Raw genomic sequence first — 19,424 nt, 5'->3', positions numbered from 1 at the left:
CCGCCCAAAGCCTCCAACGAGCACCCGAAGTCTCAGGCCGTACTCGCCGACCCGAGGTGAGCGTGTGGCCGAGGCGCCCGACCGCAGGCCGGGTGCCTCGACCGCGCGCTCACATGTCGCGGCTCGCCGGGCAGGGACCGGCGAGCCCCGGTCACGCCGAGCGAAGCCCGGCGCGACCGGCAACTAAGCAGCCGTCAGCTGCGTCGCCCCGGCCTCGAACTCCTCGAGATCCCCCGTCTGCCCAGCCCGCGCAGCCCGCCCGCCCAGCACGACCATGTACGCCAGGAACGCCGCCAGCGCCAGCACACCGATCCCGATCTTCACCGGCCAGGGCCACGGCGCCGGCGTGACGAATCCCTCGATGATTCCCGAGACGAACAGCACGAACACCAGGCCGATGGCCACCGTGAACAGCGAACGGCCGTTCTCGGCCAGCGAGCGGCCGCGCGTCATCGCGCCCGGTGCCACCCAGGCCCAGAAGATCCGCAGACCCGCGGCGGCGGCCACGAAGATGGCCGTGAGCTCGAGCAGGCCGTGCGGGAGGATGTAGAGGAAGAACAGGTCGCCGTGACCGTACTCGAACATGACCGCCGCATTGACGCCAAGGTTCTGCGCGTTCTGGATGATGACGGCCGGCACGAAGACGCCGAGCACCCCGAAGGCCACGCACTGGGCGGCGATCCAGGCGTTGTTGGTCCAGACCTGGCCCATGAAGGAGGCCGCCGGGTTCTCGGAGTAGTAGTCGACGAAGTCTTCGTCGGCGAGCTTCTTGAGCGTCTCGCTGTCGCCGAGAGCGGCCATCACCGCCGGATCCTGCGAGATCCAGATCGCGTAGAGCGTGGCGATCACCACGGTGGCCACGGCGGCCGCCAGGGTGAGCCAGCGCAGGCGGTACAGCGCCGCCGGCAGCTGCACGGCGAAGAACACCGGGATCTGCCGGAACACGTTCGTGCCCGCGCCCGTGAAGCGCAGTCGCGCCCGCGAGAGCGAGACCGAGAGGCGGTCGCCGACCGCGGTGGACCCGGCGACGGTCTTGATGGCCGAGAGCTGAGTCGATCCCGACTGGTAGCGCTCGATCAGCTCGTCGGCCTCACGGCCGGTGTACCGGGAGCGGCGTCCGAGCTCGTCGAGGCGGTCCCATTCGTCGCGGTGCGCGGCGGAGTAGGCGTCGAGGTCCATCTGCGCGATCCCCCTCCGTGTCGGCCGATCTTTCGTAGAATCATTCCATGGACGACGGCGAACTGCTCACCGGCGAAGCCGTCGCGCTCGATGTGCGGCCAGCGAGCTTCCTCCTGCGCAGCGTCAGCGGCGCCATCGACTTCCTGGTCTACGTCGTCTCGCTGCTGATCGCGCTGTACCTGTTCTTCGGGGTCCTGCTCACCGACTCGGGCATCGACGCGGCACTCGCCCAGGCGCTGTCGCTGTCGCTCGTGGTCGGCTTCCTGGTGCTCGCCCCGATCATCGTGGAACGCGCATCCGGTGGCCGTTCGCTCGGCAGGCTCGCGATCGGCGCCCGTATCGTGCGCGACGACGGCGGGGCCATCTCGCTGCGGCACGCGGTCATCCGGGGCGTCACCGGGTTCGTCGAGATCTTCCTGACGTTCGGGATGCTCGCCTTCCTGGTCTCGCTGCTGAACTCACGATCCAAGCGGCTCGGCGATCTGCTCGCCGGCACCTACAGCCAGCACGAGCGGGTGCCCCGGCCGGTGCCGTTCGTGCTCGGCATCCCGCCTCAGCTGATTTCGTGGTCGCAGACGGCCGACGTGGCGAAGCTGCCGGATCGGCTGTCGCGACGGATCGTGCAGTTCCTCACGCAGGCCGACAAGATGACGCCCGACATGCGCGACCGGCTCGGGTCGGAGCTCGCCGCCGAGGCCGCGCCCTTCGTCTCGCCGCTGCCGGCCGTGCATCCGCACGTCTTCCTGCTCGGCGTGGCCACCATGCGCCGCGATCGCGAGTACCGCGCCCTCCTGCTCGAGCAGGAGCGCCTGGCCCGGGTCGCCCCCGTGCTGCAGGGCCTCCCGAACGCCTTCCCCGACCGCTGACCCACCCCACGCCTCACGAGCCGTCGATCCTGGCCCCGAAACCGAGCGGGAAGGGCCAGAATCGACGGGTCGGCAGGAGGACTAGTAGCGGTAGTGGTCGACCTTGTACGGGCCATCGACACTGACGCCGATGTAGGCGGCCTGCTCGGGGCGCAGGGTGGTGAGCTCGACGCCCAGCGCGTCGAGGTGCAGGCGCGCCACCTTCTCGTCGAGGTGCTTCGGCAGCACGTACACGCCGATCGGGTACTTCTCGGGCGTGGCGTAGAGCTCGATCTGGGCGAGCACCTGGTTGGTGAACGAGTTGCTCATCACGAACGACGGGTGCCCCGTGGCGTTGCCGAGGTTCATCAGACGGCCTTCGGAGAGCACGAGCACGCTCCGGCCGGTGGGCAGGCGCCACTCGTGCACCTGCGGCTTGATCTCGACCTTCTCGGCGCCGGCGACGCGCGCCAGACCCGCCATGTCGATCTCGTTGTCGAAGTGGCCGACGTTGGCGATGATCGCGAGGTGCTTCATCTTCAGGATGTCGTCGACGCCGATGACGTTCACGTTGCCGGTTCCGGTGACGAAGATGTCGACCTCGCCGATGACCGAGTCGAGACGGGCGACCTGGAAGCCGTCCATCGCCGCCTGCAACGCGCAGATCGGGTCGACCTCGGAGACGATCACGCGGGCGCCCTGGCCCTTGAGCGCCTCGGCAGCACCCTTGCCCACGTCGCCGTAGCCGACCACGAACGCGACCTTGCCGCCCATCAGAACGTCGGTCGCGCGGTTCAGGCCGTCCGGAAGCGAGTGCCGGATGCCGTACTTGTTGTCGAACTTCGACTTGGTGACCGAGTCGTTCACGTTGATGGCGGGGAACAGCAGCTCGCCCGCGGCCGCCAGCTCGTAGAGGCGGTGCACGCCGGTGGTGGTCTCCTCGGAGACGCCCTTGATCTCGGCGGCGATCCGCGTCCAGCGGTCACCGCTCGCGGCCAGCGACTGGCGCAGCAGGTTCAGGATGACGCCGTACTCGTCGGAGTCGTCGGCCGTGGCATCCGGAACCGCGCCGGCCAGCTCGAACTCGCGCCCCTTGTGCACGAGCAGCGTGGCGTCGCCGCCGTCGTCGAGGATCATGTTCGGGCCGATGAACGAGCCGTCGCCCCCGAGGGCAGCGGATGCCGCGGCCTCGGCGGTCCAGTCGAACGCCCGCTCGGTGCACCACCAGTACTCCTCGAGCGTCTCACCCTTCCAGGCGAACACGGGCACGCCGGCCGGCGCCTCGACGGTGCCGGTGGGGCCCACGACGATGGCGGCGGCTGCCTCGTCTTGGGTGGAGAAGATGTTGCAGCTCACCCAGCGCACCTGCGCGCCGAGGGCCACGAGGGTCTCGATCAGAACGGCGGTCTGCACGGTCATGTGCAGCGAGCCCATGATGCGGGCGCCGGCGAGCGGCTTGGTGGCGCCGAACTCCTCGCGGAGGGCCATCAGGCCGGGCATCTCGTTCTCGGCCAGACGGATCTGATGCCGCCCCGCCTCGGCCAGGGCGATGTTCGCGACGCGATAGGGCAGGGAGACGGTGGTGGCCGGAGCGGAAGTCATGACTCCATTCTCGCAGACGAGGCTGCGAGACGGGCGATCCCTACTGCACTCCGACGTGGCGCATGATCTGCCAGCCCTGCGGGGCCGAGAGGCGATCCGTGTGCAGGGCGCAGAGGTCGTAGCTGTGCGGCTCGGCGACCAGGCCGAGCGGGCCGACGACGATCAGTGAGTCGGCGTAGTCGTAGGTGAGCGTGGTGACCGCTTCACCGCGGCACGAGGGCCGCGAGCATTCCCTGTTCGTCATCGGTTCCAACAGTAGCTCCGGCGGCCTCGCCTGCCCCTCAGCGCGGAGCCGTGTCGCGGTGCCGGAGCAGCCGCGCTGCCAGGTCGTTGAGGCGAGGTCAGGTCGTAGACTGGCCGCATGCCCCGATCCCGCCGCACCCCGCGCGCCGCGACGATCCGGGCCCGCACCCGCAACCGGCACGGGCGCGATCTGCGCTCCTCCGCCGCCGGGCCGCACCTGCCGTTCCTGCGCTCGCGCCTGGACCTGTTCGACATGACGGTCGCCTCCACGGCGGAGTACCTGCGCAGCGTCTGGCCGAACGAGCTCGCGAACGTGAGCTTCGAGGTGGCGCCGATGCCGTTCGGGCAGTTCGGCTCGCCCGATCACGTCGATCGCTGGTCGGTCTCCAAGAACCGGGTCATCCTGTTCCGGCTGCCGATCGAGCGGATGTCGCACCTGCACCGCGACGACGAGGTGCACAAGCGGCTCGCGATCGAGTCGTGCGTCTTCCGGGCCGTCGCCGAGCTGCTCGGCAAAGACCCGTGGGACCTGGCGCCCGACCGCTTCCGCCACCTCTGACGCGAGGCACAGGCCTCAGGGGTAGACGACGACGGGGGCCGCGGCCGGGCTCGGTGGGGCGATCGCGAACGACGAGGACTGCGCGTCGCCGAAGTAGCTGACCGAGGCCGACATGGGCACCGAGGTGCTGACCGTGTAGGTCGTCGTCGGGTCCAGCGGCACGTATCGGGTGCCGGGCACGATGGTGATCGGGGTCTGTACGCCGGCGGCCGTGGTGAGCGTGATCTGCGCATCCGCACCGCTGGCGTTCACGAGGTGCAGGCGCGGGGTGGAGCCCACGGCCGCGGCCACGAAGAACTCGTCGCCGAGCTCGGGCAGCGAGGGGTACCAGGCGAAGTCACTGCCGGCCTCGGTGAGCGTCGAGGTGCGCGCGGCGGCCACGATCGGCTGGTCGGAGCTGATCTGGACGGAGTAGATGCCGTCGGGGATGTCCTGCAGCGGGAACTCGGTCACGATGCCGGGCGTCAGGCCCACCTGGTACTCGGTCTGCGCGCCGCCGGTCTTCTCCTCCGCGATGCGGATGGTGACGGATGCCGGCGCATCGCCCGGCACGAACATCCGCAGGATGCTCTGCAGATCGACGTAGTCGGGGTCGCTGAGGCGCTCGGCGATGGCCGAGGTGCCGGCGATCTGGATGCCGGCGATGGTCTGCTCGGTCGCGGGAGCGGCGGTGGGGCCGGCCTGCTCGACTCCCCCGGCCTCGAGGCCGCGAACGACGCTCTGCTGCACGAAGGCCGACACCGCCCCGACACTGGCCGTGACATGCACGACCGGGTCGGCGAGCGACGGCGCGAGACCGGCCAGCGACAGGGTGCGCGTCGAGCGGGCGGGCACGTCGATGTTGTTCGCTCCGGGCGAGACGACGACGCCCTGGTCGCCGTAGATGGCGAGGTCGACCACGGCCGCCACGTCGCCCGGGTTGGCCAGCACCACGAAGCTGGTGCGGCCCACGGTGGTGGAGCCGGCGACCAGCCAGCTGTCGGAGGTGGCTTCTCCGCACGCGCTCGCGGCGAAGCCGCTGAGCTCGCCGGTGGCGACGGACTGCGACTGGGCGGCGCCGAACAGCACGCCGGCGGAGGCGTCGTCGGCCGTCCCGGCGGCGCCGGCGGCCGCGGCCGGGAGGGCGACCCGCACCGGCGTCGACGCCTCGGTGGCGGCGCGGTCGTCGATGGAGGTCAGGCCGGCGATGTCCAAGGCTGCCGAGGGCGAGGAGGAGCCGGAGACGAGCTGCGGGTTCCCCACACCGGAGATGGCGGTCGCATCCTGCCCGGTGTCGTCGGAGAGCCGCACGAGCGGACCGGCGCAGGCGCGCACCTCCTCGGCGGGCGCGGGGTCGACGGTGACGGATGCGGGTACCGCGGTCACCGAGGGCAGGGGCAGCACCAGGGCGGCACCGGCCACGGCCGCCGCGACGGCCGCGACGACGACGCCGGTGGCCACGCGGGCACCGGTCGCCACGAGCTTGCGATCAGCGGCCATCGGTGCGGCCCTCCTCGTGGTGGGGGTTCTGCGCGTTCAGGTTCTCGGCGTGCGGGCTCTCGTCGGTCCGCTCGCTCTGCGCGTCGCGCCCGAGGGCGTCGCGCACGCTCAGCACGGTCTCGTCGTTGGGGTCGTAGTCGTCGAACTCGGGACCGGACGAGGCGGCTCCGGATGCGGGGACCGCGGTCTCGTCGAGGTCGGGCTGCGGCGCGACCGGGACGGGAGGGGTGACGGCGTACACGTCGATGACGGGGTTGACCGCCGGGGCGGCCGGTGCCTCGGCCTCGACGTCGGCGTCGGCCTCGACGTCGGCGTCGGCGTCGGCAGTGGACACCGGGGCTGCCTGCGCCTCGGCCTCGGCGGGGGCATCCGTCACGTACGAGGCCGCGTAGACACCCGTGGCCGTCTGCACCGGCTCGGCCGCCGCATCCGGAGCAGGCGTCGCGTCGGGAGCGGTCGGAGCCACCTCGTCGTCGACGACGTCGCGCTCCTCGACCACGTCGAGTGCCTCGGGCTCTTCGCCCACGGCCTCGTCGTCGTCGAACTCCGAGCGCTTCTTCTCGGCGATCAGCTCTTCGGGCGAGTCGGCCGGAGCCACGTGGGCCGTGGCGCTCACGGCCCGATTGCCCTGCGTCTGCAGGCGACCGGCCGGCAGCGCCAGCAGCAGCGCGATGCCGAACACGAAGGCCTGCACGACCAGGATCAGGACGCCCAGAGGCGTTACCGTGTTGGTCGGCACGGGCTCAGGTAGCGTGGCGAGCGCCCCGTCGCCGGAGACCTGCCACAGGTCGCCCGCGAAGGTCGCGCCGATGAAGGTGAGCTGCGGATTGCTGCTGAGCGCGTTGGCGCTACGGGCCGTCGTGGCCGACGCCGCCTCTCCGGCCTGCGCCGGGGCGGCCGGGGCGAGCAGGATGAACTCGATGCCGAGCTCGCTCAGCCGGGCCGAGACGTCCGATCCGCTGATCGAGGCCACGTTGCCGACGAGGCCCGCCAGCTCGGTGCGGCCCTCGCTGGCGAAGTCGGCGGTCGAGCCGAGGGTCGACTGCTGGTTCAGGGTCGGACCCGATCCATGCTCGACGGTGGCACCGAGCGCCCCATCGGCCTGCGGGGCCAGCACCAGCGTGCCCACCCGCGGGTTGGCGGAGGCTTCGGCCGTGACGTAGGCCGGCAGCAGCCGGCCGGATCCGGGAGCCGCCTCGGCCGTGCCGAGCAGCACCCCGAGACCCATCGGCAGCACGATGACACCGACGGCGACCGATGCCACGACGGCCGGCAGCCCGACGAGCTTGGGCAGCGAGGCGAGACCGAGCACGGCGGCGCCGACGAGGCCCATCCAGTAGAGGCTGAGGCCGGAACCGGGCCAGATCGACACGGCCTGCGATCCGCTGGTGGCCAGCGCCAGCTGGCCGGCGCCGACCGCGGTGGCGAACCCGAGGATCCCGATCACGACCGCGAACACGGCGCGGTAGGACCCGGGCAGGAAGAGCGACGCGAGGGCGATCAGCCCGAGCGGCACCGCGAGGACGCCGAGCACCACCAGCACGACACCGGCGGGGATGCCGACGGTGCCGGCGAGCGACTCCCAGCCGGCCAGACCGGTCTGCGGCAGGCCGATCAGCAGGTCGATCACGGGCACCTGGGCGCGCCACACCGGCACGCCGGGGTCGGCCAGGACCGCCAGGGGCGTCCCGCGCTGGAACTGGTCCCAGATCAGCGGCGCGAACAGCACCAGGGCCGGGATCGGCACACCGATCAGGCGCACCACGTTGCGGCGCGAGGCAATCGTGGCCATCAGCCAGATCACGAGCAGGGCGGGCCAGAGCGAGGGCGCCACGGCCAGCACGGCGGCGAACAGGATCGACGCCATCGCCGAGGCCGACCACGACTTCGGCGCCGCGAGCCCCGCGAGCATCAGCCAGGGCAGCAGGAGGTGGGCCAGGATCGGGCCGATCATGCCCGAGTCCAGCGCCCCGAGGAACGGCGGCGCGAGCACCCAGAGCACCGCGGCCATCGTGCGCAGCACCGGCTTCTGGGTGAGCTGCGCGGCGCAGAACCACGCGGCCAGCGCAGCGAGCGGCAGCGCGACGAGGTACAGGCAGACGATGACGAACGACGGCGACCAGAAGGTGAGCGAGCCGAGCAGGGCGAGAACCGTGGCGAACGGATCGGCGGCCCCCACGAAGCCGAGGCCGAGATCGCGGAAGCCCGTCCCGATCTGCGCCCACATCCCGCCGACCGTGCTCTCCAGGGGAAGAGCGCCGCCACCGGTGATGGCGGCCGCACCGAACACGGGGATGAAAGCCACCACACCGACGAGCGCGACGATCAGAACGGTGGCGACACCGCCGCTGGAGATGAACTGGATGCGGTCGCGGTCGCCGCGGAGGTAGGTGAGGGCGATCTCGCGCTGCAGGGAGCGGCGCCGGCGGATCTCGTCGCCCGGCATCCGGAGCGGTGCGATCGCACGCCAACCGACCTTGCGCGAGGCCTTCAGCCTCGATCGAGCCTCGGTGGTCTTCGATCCGAACGCCGTCTTGAACGCCGCCGCGAACTCGCCGCCGATCGCGCCCGGCTGCTTGCGGACGAGCTGGAAGAGGGAGCGCAAAACGGCCAGCGGCACGAGCGAGAGCCAGTGGAAGACCACGGCGAAAGGGGGTGCGTAGACCAGGCGGCGGTGCAGCTGGGCGGCCCGGCGAGCGGTCTGGCGCTTGCGGCGCGCCGATCCCTTGGTGGAGCGGCCGGGGTCGGAGAAGCCGTCGCCGTCGGTGGCGACCCTGGCGGCGGGAACCGCCAGCACGCGGTGGCCGGCCAGGCGCACCCGGATGGAGAAGTCGAGGGCGTTGTCGGCCGTGGGCAGAGCGGGATCGAAGCCGCCGACCTCGTTCCACACGGTGTGCCGCACCAGCAGGCCGGCGGCGCCCATCGCGAGCACGTCGCTCATCCGGTCGTGCTGGGCCTGGTCGAGCTCGGTCTCCACGAGGGGGACGCTCGCGCCGAGGCTCGTGACCGTCTCGCCGAACTCGCTGATGTAGGCGGGGTCGTCCCACTCCATCTGCTTGGGGCCGGCGGCGGCGACCGAGGGGTTGACCTCGACGGCGGCCATCAGGGCGGCCAGGGCGTCCGGTTCGGGCGCGGTGTCGTGCGCCAGCAGCCACAGCCACTCGTTCTCGCTGGCCGGCGGCGGGGCCACACCCAGGGCGTGCGCGACGGCGGTTCCGAAGTTCAGCCGGGTGGAGGCCGAGATGAACCGCGTGGGCTGCGCGGCGGCGAGCAGCTTCGAGGTGTCGTCGCTCGACGCGCAGTCGACCACGATCAGCGCATCGGGGGCTCGGGTCTGGGCCGCGAGGGCTTCCAGGGTTCGCGGAAGGTGGTCGGCTCCGTTGGAGGAGACCAGAACGGCTGTGACTCGGGCGTGCATCGCACTGACTCTAAGCGGGCCCGTGCGCAATGCCCGGCGACTCGGTCGGCGTGCCGGGTTCTTATGAATCGCGTGTGAGACGCGACCGTCCGTGTCAGCCGGTGAGCTTCACTTACGGGCCGGCGTGCCGCAACAGCACCCACGACCGAAGAGGCTGGACCTAGACGGCCTTCTTGCGCAGCTTGCGACGCTCGCGCTCGCTGAGGCCGCCCCAGATGCCGAAGCGCTCGTCGTTCTGCAGGGCGTACTCGAGGCACTGGGCCTTGACCTCGCAGGTGGTGCAGATGCGCTTGGCGTCCCGGGTCGAGCCGCCCTTCTCCGGGAAGAAGGCTTCGGGATCGGTCTGCGCACAGAGCGAGTCGGCCTGCCAGGCCAGCGGATTCTCGTCATCGCTGGGCTGACGGACGCCGGGGACACCGAGGTTGACCGGATCGACGAACCAGTCGTCCGGAACGCCTGGGCGATACTCTGACATGGCCATATCACGCTCCACCCTCTGAACTCGTTTGCGACCTGCCGAAAAACCCCGTTCACTAATTACATCGGTGTAGTTCGCTCACGTCAAGTCGCGGATCGTAAACCCTCAACTCCGCCTTAAGGGTTACGACACGACCGTGTCGCATCCGACTCAGTGGACTTTCTTCAGTGATCATCGATATCCTGCCAGCATGCTGAAGAACGTCGTGCTGCTGGCCATCCCCGGGGTCGCCCCGTTCGAGTTCGGCGTGGTCTGCGAGGTGTTCGGCATCGACCGCAGCGAGCACGGCGGCCCGGAGTTCGACTTCACGATCGCCACGGCCGAGCCCGGCCCGGTGCGCACGAGCCTCGGCTACGACATGATCATCGCGAGCGACCTCTCCTGCGCCGCCACGGCCGACCTCGTCGCCGTGCCCGCGCACATGATCGACGCCGAGGTGCATCCGGCCGTCGTGGAGGTGCTGCAGGATGCGGCGGCGCGCGGGGCCTGGATCCTCAGCATCTGCTCAGGGGCGTTCACGCTCGCCAAGGCCGGGGTGCTGGAGGGCCGCTCGGCCACCACGCACTGGATGCACGCCGATCGCCTCGCCGCGGAGCATCCGTCGATCTCGGTCGACCCCGACGTGCTGTTCGTGGAGGACGGGCGGATCATCACCAGCGCAGGGACGGCATCCGGCATCGACGCCTGCCTGCACCTCATCCGCAAGGAGCTCGGCGCCTCGGCCGCGAACGTGGTGGCCCGGCGCATGGTGGTGCCGCCGCAGCGCTCGGGCGGGCAGTCGCAGTACATCGCGACGCCGATACCGGTGTGCCAGAGCGACTCGTTCGCCGAGGTGACGGCCTGGATGCTCGAACACCTCGACCAGGAGCTGACCGTCGACGAGCTGGCCCGCAAGGCACTCATGTCGCCGCGCACCTTCGCGCGCCGCTTCAAGGCCGACCTGGGCACCACGCCGGGCGCCTGGCTCAACCGGCAGCGCCTGCTGCACGCGCAACGCCTGCTCGAGGAGAGCAGCCTCAGCCTCGACGGCGTCGCCGCCGAGAGCGGCTTCGGCACCGCCGCCGTGATGCGCCACCACTTCGCGAAGACGCTCAGCACCACCCCCGCGGCCTACCGCCGCGCGTTCACCCTCCGCATCCCCGCCTGACGGCGCCGCGGCGCCGCCCTCAGGCCTGGGTGGGGAGGGCGTGCGCGGGGGCTCCGGGGGCCGCCACGAAGGCGGTACCGGAGCCGGCGAAGGCGAGCGAGCCCTCGTCGGGGGTGACGTAGAGCGCTGTACCCCGCACCAGGGCGAACGTGGCACCCGAGACCGCCGTGACCTGCAGCTCGCCGGCGATGCACAGCACGATCGAGGGACCCTGGGGCGCGAACGACGCCTCGGACGCGGCATCCGGGGCCAGGTCGATGCGGGCCAGCTCGAAGTCGGGCACGTCGGGCTTGAACAGCGTGACACCGGCCGAGGGCTGCGACGGCACGAGGCGGGGCACCGGCACGGGCCGGAACTCCAGCACCTCGAGCAGCTCGGGCACGTCGACGTGCTTGGGAGTGAGGCCGCCGCGCAGCACGTTGTCCGAGGCCGCCATCAACTCGACACCGAGCCCCCGGAGGTAGGCGTGGATGTTGCCGGCCGGCAGGTAGAGCGCCTCGCCGGCCGCCAGCGTCACCCGGTTCAGCAGCAGCGAGATGATGATCCCGGGGTCGCCCGGGTACTCCTCGTTCAGCCGTACGACGGTCTCCAGCGACGGCGTGTACGGGTCGGTCATGTGCGCGTGCGCCGGGTGCAGCGCCTTCTCGGCGGTGCGCACCAGGTGGCCGACGAGTGCCGACACGGCCTCGCCGCCCTCCAGCAGCCAGGCCACGACCGACTGCAGCACCTCGGCATCCGTCTCGGTCTCGGTGATCGAGTCCTCGAGCAGGTGCACGATCGGGCCGTAGAGCTCCCAGCGCGGCGCCGTGGAGGAGTTGTCGATGGTCACGAGCAGGGAGACGATCTCGCGCACCTCCTCGAGCGGCCGGAATCCGCACAGCGCCTCGTACCGCTCGCTCAGCGCCACCACGATCTCGGGCTTGTGCAGCGGGTCTTTGTAGTTGCGCTCGGGCGAGTCGAGCGGGATTCCGGCCGCGTTCTCGCGGGCGAAGCCCTCGCGGGCGCGCTCGAGCGTGGGGTGGGCCTGCAGGGAGAGCGGATGCTCGGCCGCGAGCACCTTCAACAGGAACGGCAGCGAACCGGTCGCCCCGGCGGCCTGCGGCGAGCGCGCGAACCACTCCGCGAGGTCGGCGGCGCCGTCGGTCAGCGAGGGGTCGACGATCTTCGAGGGGCTTCCGGGATGCGCCCCCAGCCAGAGCTCGGCCTGCGGCTCCCCGGTCTCGGGCGTGCCGAGCAGCTCCGGGATGGCGGTCGTGGAGCCCCAGGCGTAATCGCGGGGCGTGTTGGCGATCTCGACGAACATCCTTGATCCTCCGACTATCAGCGACCTACAACGCACGCGTCTCGGGCGTTCGGGCCGGTTAGACCAAACTACCAACCATGGATGCCCCTCCCGGTCCACCGGATTAGGCTCGGCTCGCCGATCCCGGATCGCGCGGACCACCGCCTCACCGCAACGAAAAACGCAACGGAGCACCCATGTCTTTCGAGCCCCTCGCCAGCGACTTCTACGGCTACCAGAGCCTGCTCACCGAGCAGGAGGCCGAGGCCATCGCCGCCCTGCGCCACTACCTCGAGACCGAGGTCAAGCCGGTCGTGAACGAGCACTGGGAGAAGGCCACCTCACCCGAGGGCATCATGAAGGGCCTCGCCGCCACGGGCGCCTTCGCGTTCGCCTGGGACGAGACGAAGCCGTTCGAGAACTCGGCCGTCTTCCGCGGCTTCGTGGCTCTCGAGCTGGCGCGCGTCGACGCCTCGATCGCCACCCTGGTGGGCGTGCAGAACGGCCTGGCCATGGGCTCGATCAGCGTCACGGGCAGTGCCGAGCAGCGCGCCGAGTGGCTGCCCAAGATGGCCTCGGGCGAGATCGTGGGCGCCTTCGGCCTCACCGAGCCGCAGTCGGGCTCCGACAGCGCCCAGGGCCTGCGCACGATCGCCACCCGCGACGGCGACGACTGGATCCTGAACGGCTCCAAGCGATGGATCGGCAACGCCACCTTCAGCGACATCACGGTGATCTGGGCGAAGGATGCGGAAGACGGCCAGGTCAAGGGCTTCATCGTGCCGACCTCCACTCCGGGGTACACGGCCACCAAGATCGAGGGCAAGCAGAGCCTGCGGATCGTGCAGAACGCCGACATCACGCTCGAAGACGTGCGCATCCCGGAGCGCCTGCGGCTGCAGAACGCGAACTCGTTCCGCGACACCGCGAAGGTGCTGCGGCTGACCCGGGCCGAGGTGGCCTGGGCCGCCGTCGGCAACTCGGTGGGCGCCTACGAGGCCGCGCTGCGCTACACCAAGGAGCGCGTGCAGTTCGGCAAGCCGATCGCCTCGCACCAGCTCATCCAAGACCTGCTGGTGAAGTCGATCGGCAACATCACCGCCAGCCTCGGCATGGTGGTGCGGGTCTCGCAGATGCTCGACGAGGGCACCCAGAAGGACGAGCACTCGGCGCTGGCGAAGGCGTACACGACGGCCCGGATGCGCGAAACGGTCGCCTGGTGCCGCGAGGCGCTCGGCGGCAACGGCATCACGCTCGAGTACGACGTGGCGCGGCACTTCGCCGATGCCGAGGCGCTCTACTCCTACGAGGGAACGCGCGAGATGAACACCCTCATCGTGGGCCGCAGCCTCACCGGGTTCGCCGCCTTCGTGTAGGCCGCGCCGGCACGCCCGGCGAGTAAGTAGGCTCTCCGTATGCGATACCCGACGGATGCCGCCACCCGCGCTCTCTCGGTGTTCATCCTGTTCACGGTCTTCGCGGGCGAGTTCTGGCGGGACCTGATCGGCTGGTGGGGGTATCTCGCGCTCGTCGGTGCGCTCACGGTGGTGATCGCGGTGCTGATGACCCGGCAGCGGCTGTGGCGGGCGCTCGACCTGCGGCGGCTCCCGCGCACCTTCTTGCTGCTGGGCATCCTGATGGTGCTCTCGCTGGCCTGGTCGTACTACCCGGGCGCCTCGGTGATCGGCATCCTGGCCCAGGCGGCCACCACACTGGGCGCCCTCTACCTGTGCGTGGCGCTCAGCTGGCCGCGGCTGGTGAGCGCGCTGGCCTCGGCGCTGAACTGGATCCTCGGGCTCTCGCTCGGCTTCGAGCTGTTCGTGGCCGTGTTCGTGCGCGCCCCGATCTTCCCGTTCTGGACCGACTACGGCGATGCGGCCGTGCCGAAGGCCTTCTACTGGACGCAGGGCACGCTGTTCAGCGGGGGCCCGATCCAGGGCATCGTGGGCAACCGCAACATCCTGGCCTTCGTCGCCGTGCTCGCCCTGATCGTGCTCGGCGTGCAGCTGGTGCAGAAGCTGCGCCGCGCCCGCCCGACCATCGCCTGGATCGCCGTCGCCGTGCTCGTGCTGGCCCTCACCCGCTCGGCCACGGCCATCGCCGCCGCCGTGCTGGTGGCCGCGATGCTCGGCGTGCTTCTGCTGGCGCGCCGGGTCGGCCCCGGCCGTCGCGCCTGGGTGCTGGCCGGATGCGCGGCCGTCACCGCTCTGGCCGCCGTGGGCGTGAGCGCCTTCTGGTCGCAGATCCTCGGCCTGTTCGGCAAGTCGGAAGACCTCACCGGGCGGCTCGACATCTGGAACGCCGTCACCGGGCTCGCCCAGCAGCGCCCCGTCTTCGGCTGGGGCTGGGTGAGCTACTGGGTGCCGTGGGTCGAGCCGTTCGACGACCTCGCCGTGCGCAAGGGCGTCACCTACCTCCAGGCGCACAACGCCTGGCTCGACGTCTGGCTGCAGCTCGGCATCGTCGGCCTGGTGCTGATCGTGCTGCTGATGGTGGGCGCCTGGTACCGCAGCTGGTGGTTCGCCGTCGACCACCCGCTCGACGCGGGCGGGCGCCCGCTCCCCCGCCTCGCCGTCGCGCTCACGCCGATGCTGCTGCTCACCGCGCTGATCGCCCAGAGCTTCTTCGAGAGCCGGATGCTGGTCGAGGGCGGCTGGGTGCTGTTCGTGCTGGTGGCCGTCAAGACCAAGCTCGAGCTGGGGGCGGTGGCGCTCGACCTCGACGACGACTCGCGCGGTCGCACGAACCTCAGGGGGCTGCGGGGGCTGTCGGAGCGAACGGCGTCCGCCCGCCGATGACGGCGCCGCCGGCCCCCTCCCGGCCCGATCCGCGACCCGGATCGACCGCCGTTCTGGCCTTCTTCGGGCACACCCGCTTCGCCAAGGCCCTCACCGTCACCGTGCTCGCCACGGGGTTCGGCTCGTTCGCCCTGCGGGCCACGATCGGCTGGCCCGGGCTGATCGCCGTGGTGTCGGCGCTCGTGCTCTTCGCAGCCCTCAGCCTGGTCGGCCGGTGGGCGCAGCTGGACTGGCACGGTCTGCTGCCGGTGTCGCTGCTGGTGTTCCTCGGCTGGTGCGTCATGACGATGTTCTGGAGCAAGTACCTGCCCTCGACGCTGAACGGGCTGGCCTACCTGCTGGCCTACGCGTTCCTCGGCGTGTACATCGCGGTGGTGCGCGACCTGATCCAGATCGTGCGCGCCGTCGGCGACGTGCTGCGGGTGGTGCTGACGCTCTCGCTGGTGCTCGAGATCATCGCCGGGGTGCTGCTGGACACGCCGATCCGCTTCCTCAACATCACCGGGTCGCTCGCCGCGGGCGGCCCGGCCCAGGGCATCCTGGGCACCCGCAACATGCTGGGGTTCGTGGCGCTGATCGCGATCGTGACCTTCGCCGTGGAGCTCGCGACCCGCTCGGTGCGGCGCGGGGTGGGCGTCTACAGCGTCGTGGTGGCGGCGCTGTGCGTGGTGTTCTCCGGATCGCCCGTGACGCTCGGGGTCACGCTCGTGACGGCCCTGGCCGCCGGCATCCTGCTGGCGTTGCGGCGAGCGGCGCCGGAGACCCGGCGCGGCTGGCACTTCGTGCTGCTGGCCCTGGGACTACTGACCGGATCGCTGCTGTTCTTCGGCCGCGTGCGGGTGCTCGAGCTGCTCTCGAGCCGGCGCGAGTTCACCTACCGGCTCGAGATCTGGCGCGAGCTCGGGCGGCTGATCGACCTCAACCCGCTCGAGGGCTGGGGCTGGGCGGGCTACTGGCGGCCGGACGTGTCGCCGTTCTTCGCGCTCGACGTGATCGGCAACCGGGCGCACACCTCGGCGCTGAACGCGTTCATCGACGTGTACTTCCAGCTCGGGCTGATCGGCTTCGTGATCTTCGTGGGGTTCGTGGGGCTCACCGTCGGGCGCGCCTGGGTGCTGGCGGCGGCCAAGAAGAGCATCGTGTACCTCTGGCTCGCGCTCGTGCTCGTGGTGCTGCTGGCCACCTCGGTGGCCGAGAGCGCGGTGCTGGTGGAGTACGGCTGGCTGCTGCTGGTGATCTGCTCGGTGAAGGCCGCGCGCGACCTGAGCTGGCGCATGCGGTTGCGGCGGGCCGACGAGCCGCATCCCGAACCCGGCGGGCCGGCGCACCCCGGCCCCGGCCCGCATCCGTATCCGCATCCGCAGAACTCCCCGGAGAGCACCCGATGACCCTCGACATCATGATGCCGTTCTACGGCCGCCCCGATCACTTCCGCGAGGCCGTGCAGAGCGTGCTGGCCCAGAGCGACCCCGACTGGCGGCTGGTGATCGTCGACGACGTGTACCCGGATACCGCACCGGGCGAGTGGGCGGCATCGCTGGCGGCGGCCGACCCGCGGGTGCACTACCTCCGCAACGCGGTGAACCTCGGCGTGGGGGGCAACTTCCGGGAGTGCGTGCGGCTGCTCGAGAACGAGCGGGCGGTGCTGATGGGGTGCGACGACCGGATGCATCCCCGGTACGTGGAGCGGATGGCCTCGCTCGCGGCGGCCTACCCGTCGGCCTCGATCCTGCAGCCCGGGGTCGAGGTGATCGACGCGGAGGGTGCGGTGCATCATCCGCTGGCCGACCGGGTGAAGGGGCTGCTGCGCTTTCGCGGATCCGGAGCCCGCTCGTACTCGGGCGAACCACTCGCGACGAGCCTGCTGCGCGGCAACTGGGCGTACTTCCCGTCGATCGTGTGGCGCTCGGAGGAGCTGCGGCGGCACGGATTCCGGCCGGGCTTCGAGGTGGTGCAGGATCTGGCGCTGATGATCGACATCATCCTCGACGGCGGCTCGTTCGTGCTCGACGACGAGGTGTGCTTCTCCTACCGCCGGCACGCGGCCAGCGTCTCGGCGGTCACCGGCCCCGACGGCGCGAAGTTCGCCGAGGAGCGCGCGCTGTTCGCCGAGGCGGCCTCGCGGATGCGCGCCCGCGGCTGGCCTGCGGCCGCCCGCGCGGCGCGGCTGCACGTCACCTCACGCCTGAATGCGCTGAGCGAGCTGCCCGCGGCGCTGCGCGCCCGCGACGCGCAGGGCCGCCGGGCCCTGCTGCGGCACGCCTTCGGCCGCTAGCCGCGCGCACCCCGCACCCCCTCCTCGAGGGCGGGTAGAGCCTCAGGGGCGGGAGGGGCGTGACGCGGGGGCGCGGCGGGCGGCTCGGGCTCGGCGGTGCGCCTCGGCGATGAGGCGGGCGAAGCGGCGGCGCGCGGCGAGGATGGTGGGGAGGCCGCGGATGCCGAGGGGGGTCTGGTTGCTGTCGTGCAGGCGGCGCTCCACCACGACCTCGTCGAGGTGACGGATGCTGTGGCGCACGTTCCCCGTGATGGCGATCCAGATGTCGTGCGACTCGGTGACGTAGTCGGGGATCGGCAGGATGCCGCCGTCGATCGCCTCGCGCCGGAAACCCATGGCGCATCCGAAATACGGCCGATAGCCGATCATGATCGCGAACAGGTTGGCCAGGTGGTGGCGCGAACCGCCCGCGCGCAGCGGCGGGTACCAGAGGCGGGCTCCGTTCCGGCCGAGGATGGAGTGGTTGCCGGCGACGACGAGCGAGCGGGAGAGGCCGGCGATCATCAGTTCGTGGCGGCCAGAGGTCCAGACGTCGTCCTGGTCGGAGAGGAACACGAATCGGCCTCGCGCGCGGCGGATCGCGGCCTCGAAGGCGCGCACGTAGCCGACGTTCGTGTCGGTCTTGGTGAGGAAGACCCGGGACTCGCCGAGGCGGTCGATGGTCTCCACGATGACGGCGGCGGTGTCGTCCGGCGAGCAGTCGTCGACGATCACGAGCTCGTCGTCGGGGCCGAGCTGCGCCACGATCGACTCGATCTGCTCGGCGACGTACGCGGCGCCCTTGTAGGTGGCCATGCACACACTGGCGCGGATGCCGCGGCTCATGCGGTTCCCTTCGGGTCGGTCGCGGTGGCGCGCGGTCGCAGGGCCGCGAAGTGGATCGCGAGCCCGGCGAGCGGGCCGAGCAGCAGGCTCAGCACGGCCCGCAGTTCGATCGGCAGCGGAAGCAGCAGGATCAGCACGGCCAGCACGGTCGCCGCGATCCACCCGGTCGAGTACGCGCGGTGCTTGTCGAGAGCGAGGCACAGCGCGCCCGTGATGGTGACCAGAGCGAGCATCCCCGCGGCCAGCACGAGGCCGGCTATGGTCCACGGGTCGACGTAGTAGTCGGGACCATAGACCAGCGTCAGCAGCAGCGGTCCGAGCAGCCAGCCGAGCACCGCCCCGGCCACGGCGATCAGCGCGATCAGGCGCGCGACCGGCGCCAGGGCGCGCAGGCCGGCGGACCGGTTGTTCACGAAGTGCGCGATCGCCACACCCTGGTAGGCGTTCAGCGGGATGAGCAGCGGAGCCCGGGTGAAGGTCACCGCCAGAAGCAGCGGAGCCGCGGCGAGGTAGACCGCCTCGCTCGAGGTCAGGCGGAGCACCACCGGGAAGCCGACGACCAGGACGGCGCTCGAGCCGGACGCGAGGCTGGCGTGCCCCACGCGCTTGAGAAAGGCACCGAGCGGCACATCCGCCCGAGCCCGCGCCGCCGAGCGGAGCGTGGGCGAGAGCAGCAGCCCGATCAGCCACGTGACGGTCGACACGCTCGCGGCCACCGCGAACCCGCCGACGCTCGCGGCGACGATCGCGGCCACCACCACCAGCCCGAGCCGCAGCAGCGAGTCGCCGATCAGCAGGCGGGTGTACGTGCCCCACTGCAGCCGGCCGCCCAGGATGCCGACGATGGTCGCATGGCCCGAGAACAGCGCGACGGCGCAGCTGAGTGGGACGGCGAGGTACGCGAACTGCGGCACCAGCACCAGCGGCGCCCACCAGAAGCTCGTGGCCCACAGCAGCACCCCGAGGGTGACGCCGACCGCGAGGCCGACCGGCACCATCCGGGGCTCGCGCCGCTGGGCATCCGGAACCGTGATGCGGTCGCTGTTGTGCACCGCGCGGGTGGTCTCGGCGGAGAGACCGCCCAGGATGCCGAACCAGACGAACAGGAACGACCAGAACGCGATGAACACAGCCGCGGCGGCCGTGTCGAGCACGATGGGCACGATCAGCAGCACCGCGAAGCCGACGCCGGCCGAGATCAGCGAGGCGGCGCCGACACCCACGAAGGAGCGCCGGCCGATGGTGGGGCCGGTGGCCGGACCGTCCTGGGCGCCGCTCGGATCGGTCATAAGGT

16 protein-coding genes are annotated in these 19,424 nt (G+C 71.2%); 7 read left to right on the top strand and 9 right to left on the bottom strand.

Going from position 1 to position 19,424, the window contains the following annotated elements; all coding sequences use genetic code 11:
* Positions 1 to 183 precede the first annotated feature (183 nt).
* Complete coding sequence (locus ACN4JJ_RS03755) at positions 184 to 1,179, bottom strand: stage II sporulation protein M (RefSeq protein ID WP_440708561.1); 996 nt, start codon at positions 1,177 to 1,179, stop codon at positions 184 to 186.
* 47 nt (positions 1,180 to 1,226) lie between these two features.
* Between ACN4JJ_RS03755 and ACN4JJ_RS03750 the strand changes: the two genes are divergently transcribed.
* A complete protein-coding gene (locus tag ACN4JJ_RS03750) occupies positions 1,227 to 2,045 on the top strand; it encodes an RDD family protein (protein WP_440708560.1) in 819 nt (272 codons plus the stop codon).
* 81 nt (positions 2,046 to 2,126) lie between these two features.
* On the opposite strand, the gene ahcY is transcribed toward ACN4JJ_RS03750, so the two are convergent.
* The gene (ahcY, locus tag ACN4JJ_RS03745; protein ID WP_440708559.1) at positions 2,127 to 3,626 is read right to left on the bottom strand and encodes an adenosylhomocysteinase; all 1,500 of its coding nucleotides are present in this window, start codon (positions 3,624 to 3,626) and stop codon (positions 2,127 to 2,129) included.
* Between the two features lie 40 nt (positions 3,627 to 3,666).
* Positions 3,667 to 3,870: a DUF3499 family protein gene (locus ACN4JJ_RS03740; protein ID WP_440708558.1), complete on the bottom strand. Its 204-nt coding sequence runs from the start codon at positions 3,868 to 3,870 to the stop codon at positions 3,667 to 3,669.
* A 117-nt stretch (positions 3,871 to 3,987) separates the two neighbouring features.
* Here ACN4JJ_RS03740 and ACN4JJ_RS03735 point away from each other — a divergent pair, with 117 nt between their 5' ends.
* Positions 3,988 to 4,428 carry a metallopeptidase family protein gene (locus tag ACN4JJ_RS03735; protein ID WP_440708557.1) on the top strand — a complete coding sequence of 147 codons (441 nt, stop codon included), beginning with the start codon at positions 3,988 to 3,990 and terminating at the stop codon, positions 4,426 to 4,428.
* Positions 4,429 to 4,443: 15 nt separating this feature from the next.
* Here the strand turns inward: ACN4JJ_RS03735 and ACN4JJ_RS03730 are convergent, their stop codons facing one another.
* From ACN4JJ_RS03730 to ACN4JJ_RS03720, 3 genes are all read right to left on the bottom strand, one after another.
* A complete protein-coding gene (locus tag ACN4JJ_RS03730) occupies positions 4,444 to 5,907 on the bottom strand; it encodes a DUF5719 family protein (RefSeq protein ID WP_440708556.1) in 1,464 nt (487 codons plus the stop codon).
* Positions 5,897 to 9,325 carry a glycosyltransferase family 2 protein gene (locus tag ACN4JJ_RS03725; RefSeq protein ID WP_440708555.1) on the bottom strand — a complete coding sequence of 1,143 codons (3,429 nt, stop codon included), beginning with the start codon at positions 9,323 to 9,325 and terminating at the stop codon, positions 5,897 to 5,899. Before ACN4JJ_RS03725 ends, ACN4JJ_RS03730 begins: the two co-directional genes overlap by 11 nt.
* Positions 9,326 to 9,485: 160 nt before the next feature.
* Complete coding sequence (locus ACN4JJ_RS03720) at positions 9,486 to 9,806, bottom strand: WhiB family transcriptional regulator (RefSeq protein ID WP_440708554.1); 321 nt, start codon at positions 9,804 to 9,806, stop codon at positions 9,486 to 9,488.
* 187 nt (positions 9,807 to 9,993) lie between these two features.
* Here ACN4JJ_RS03720 and ACN4JJ_RS03715 point away from each other — a divergent pair, with 187 nt between their 5' ends.
* A complete protein-coding gene (locus ACN4JJ_RS03715) occupies positions 9,994 to 10,950 on the top strand; it encodes a GlxA family transcriptional regulator (protein ID WP_440708553.1) in 957 nt (318 codons plus the stop codon).
* A gap of 19 nt (positions 10,951 to 10,969) precedes the next feature.
* Here the strand turns inward: ACN4JJ_RS03715 and manA are convergent, their stop codons facing one another.
* Positions 10,970 to 12,253 carry a mannose-6-phosphate isomerase, class I gene (gene manA, locus ACN4JJ_RS03710; protein ID WP_440708552.1) on the bottom strand — a complete coding sequence of 428 codons (1,284 nt, stop codon included), beginning with the start codon at positions 12,251 to 12,253 and terminating at the stop codon, positions 10,970 to 10,972.
* Positions 12,254 to 12,429: 176 nt separating this feature from the next.
* Here manA and ACN4JJ_RS03705 point away from each other — a divergent pair, with 176 nt between their 5' ends.
* Genes ACN4JJ_RS03705 through ACN4JJ_RS03690 form a run of 4 tightly spaced genes read left to right on the top strand, consistent with a single transcriptional unit; the run spans position 12,430 to position 17,305 of the window.
* Entirely contained in the window at positions 12,430 to 13,608 is a 1,179-nt protein-coding gene (locus tag ACN4JJ_RS03705) for an acyl-CoA dehydrogenase family protein (RefSeq protein ID WP_440708551.1), read from the top strand.
* Between the two features lie 39 nt (positions 13,609 to 13,647).
* Positions 13,648 to 15,030 (top strand): O-antigen ligase family protein, encoded by a 1,383-nt coding sequence (locus tag ACN4JJ_RS03700; protein WP_440708550.1) that lies wholly within the window; start codon positions 13,648 to 13,650, stop codon positions 15,028 to 15,030.
* A complete protein-coding gene (locus ACN4JJ_RS03695; RefSeq protein WP_440708549.1) occupies positions 15,027 to 16,418 on the top strand; it encodes an O-antigen ligase family protein in 1,392 nt (463 codons plus the stop codon). Before ACN4JJ_RS03700 ends, ACN4JJ_RS03695 begins: the two co-directional genes overlap by 4 nt.
* Complete coding sequence (locus ACN4JJ_RS03690; protein WP_440708548.1) at positions 16,415 to 17,305, top strand: glycosyltransferase family 2 protein; 891 nt, start codon at positions 16,415 to 16,417, stop codon at positions 17,303 to 17,305. The genes ACN4JJ_RS03695 and ACN4JJ_RS03690 overlap by 4 nt, the downstream gene beginning before the upstream one ends.
* 42 nt (positions 17,306 to 17,347) lie before the next feature.
* Here the strand turns inward: ACN4JJ_RS03690 and ACN4JJ_RS03685 are convergent, their stop codons facing one another.
* Both ACN4JJ_RS03685 and ACN4JJ_RS03680 read right to left on the bottom strand, forming a co-directional pair.
* Positions 17,348 to 18,130 carry a glycosyltransferase gene (locus ACN4JJ_RS03685; RefSeq protein ID WP_440708547.1) on the bottom strand — a complete coding sequence of 261 codons (783 nt, stop codon included), beginning with the start codon at positions 18,128 to 18,130 and terminating at the stop codon, positions 17,348 to 17,350.
* Positions 18,127 to 19,419, bottom strand: coding sequence for a hypothetical protein (locus tag ACN4JJ_RS03680; RefSeq protein WP_440708546.1), 1,293 nt, complete (start codon positions 19,417 to 19,419; stop codon positions 18,127 to 18,129). The genes ACN4JJ_RS03685 and ACN4JJ_RS03680 overlap by 4 nt, the downstream gene beginning before the upstream one ends.
* Positions 19,420 to 19,424 lie beyond the last annotated feature (5 nt).

The sequence above is a fragment of the Herbiconiux dendrobii genome (assembly GCF_052048175.1).
In the GTDB taxonomy this organism is placed as follows: Bacteria; Actinomycetota; Actinomycetes; order Actinomycetales; family Microbacteriaceae; genus Herbiconiux.
This window is presented reverse-complemented; position numbering and strand designations above follow the sequence as displayed.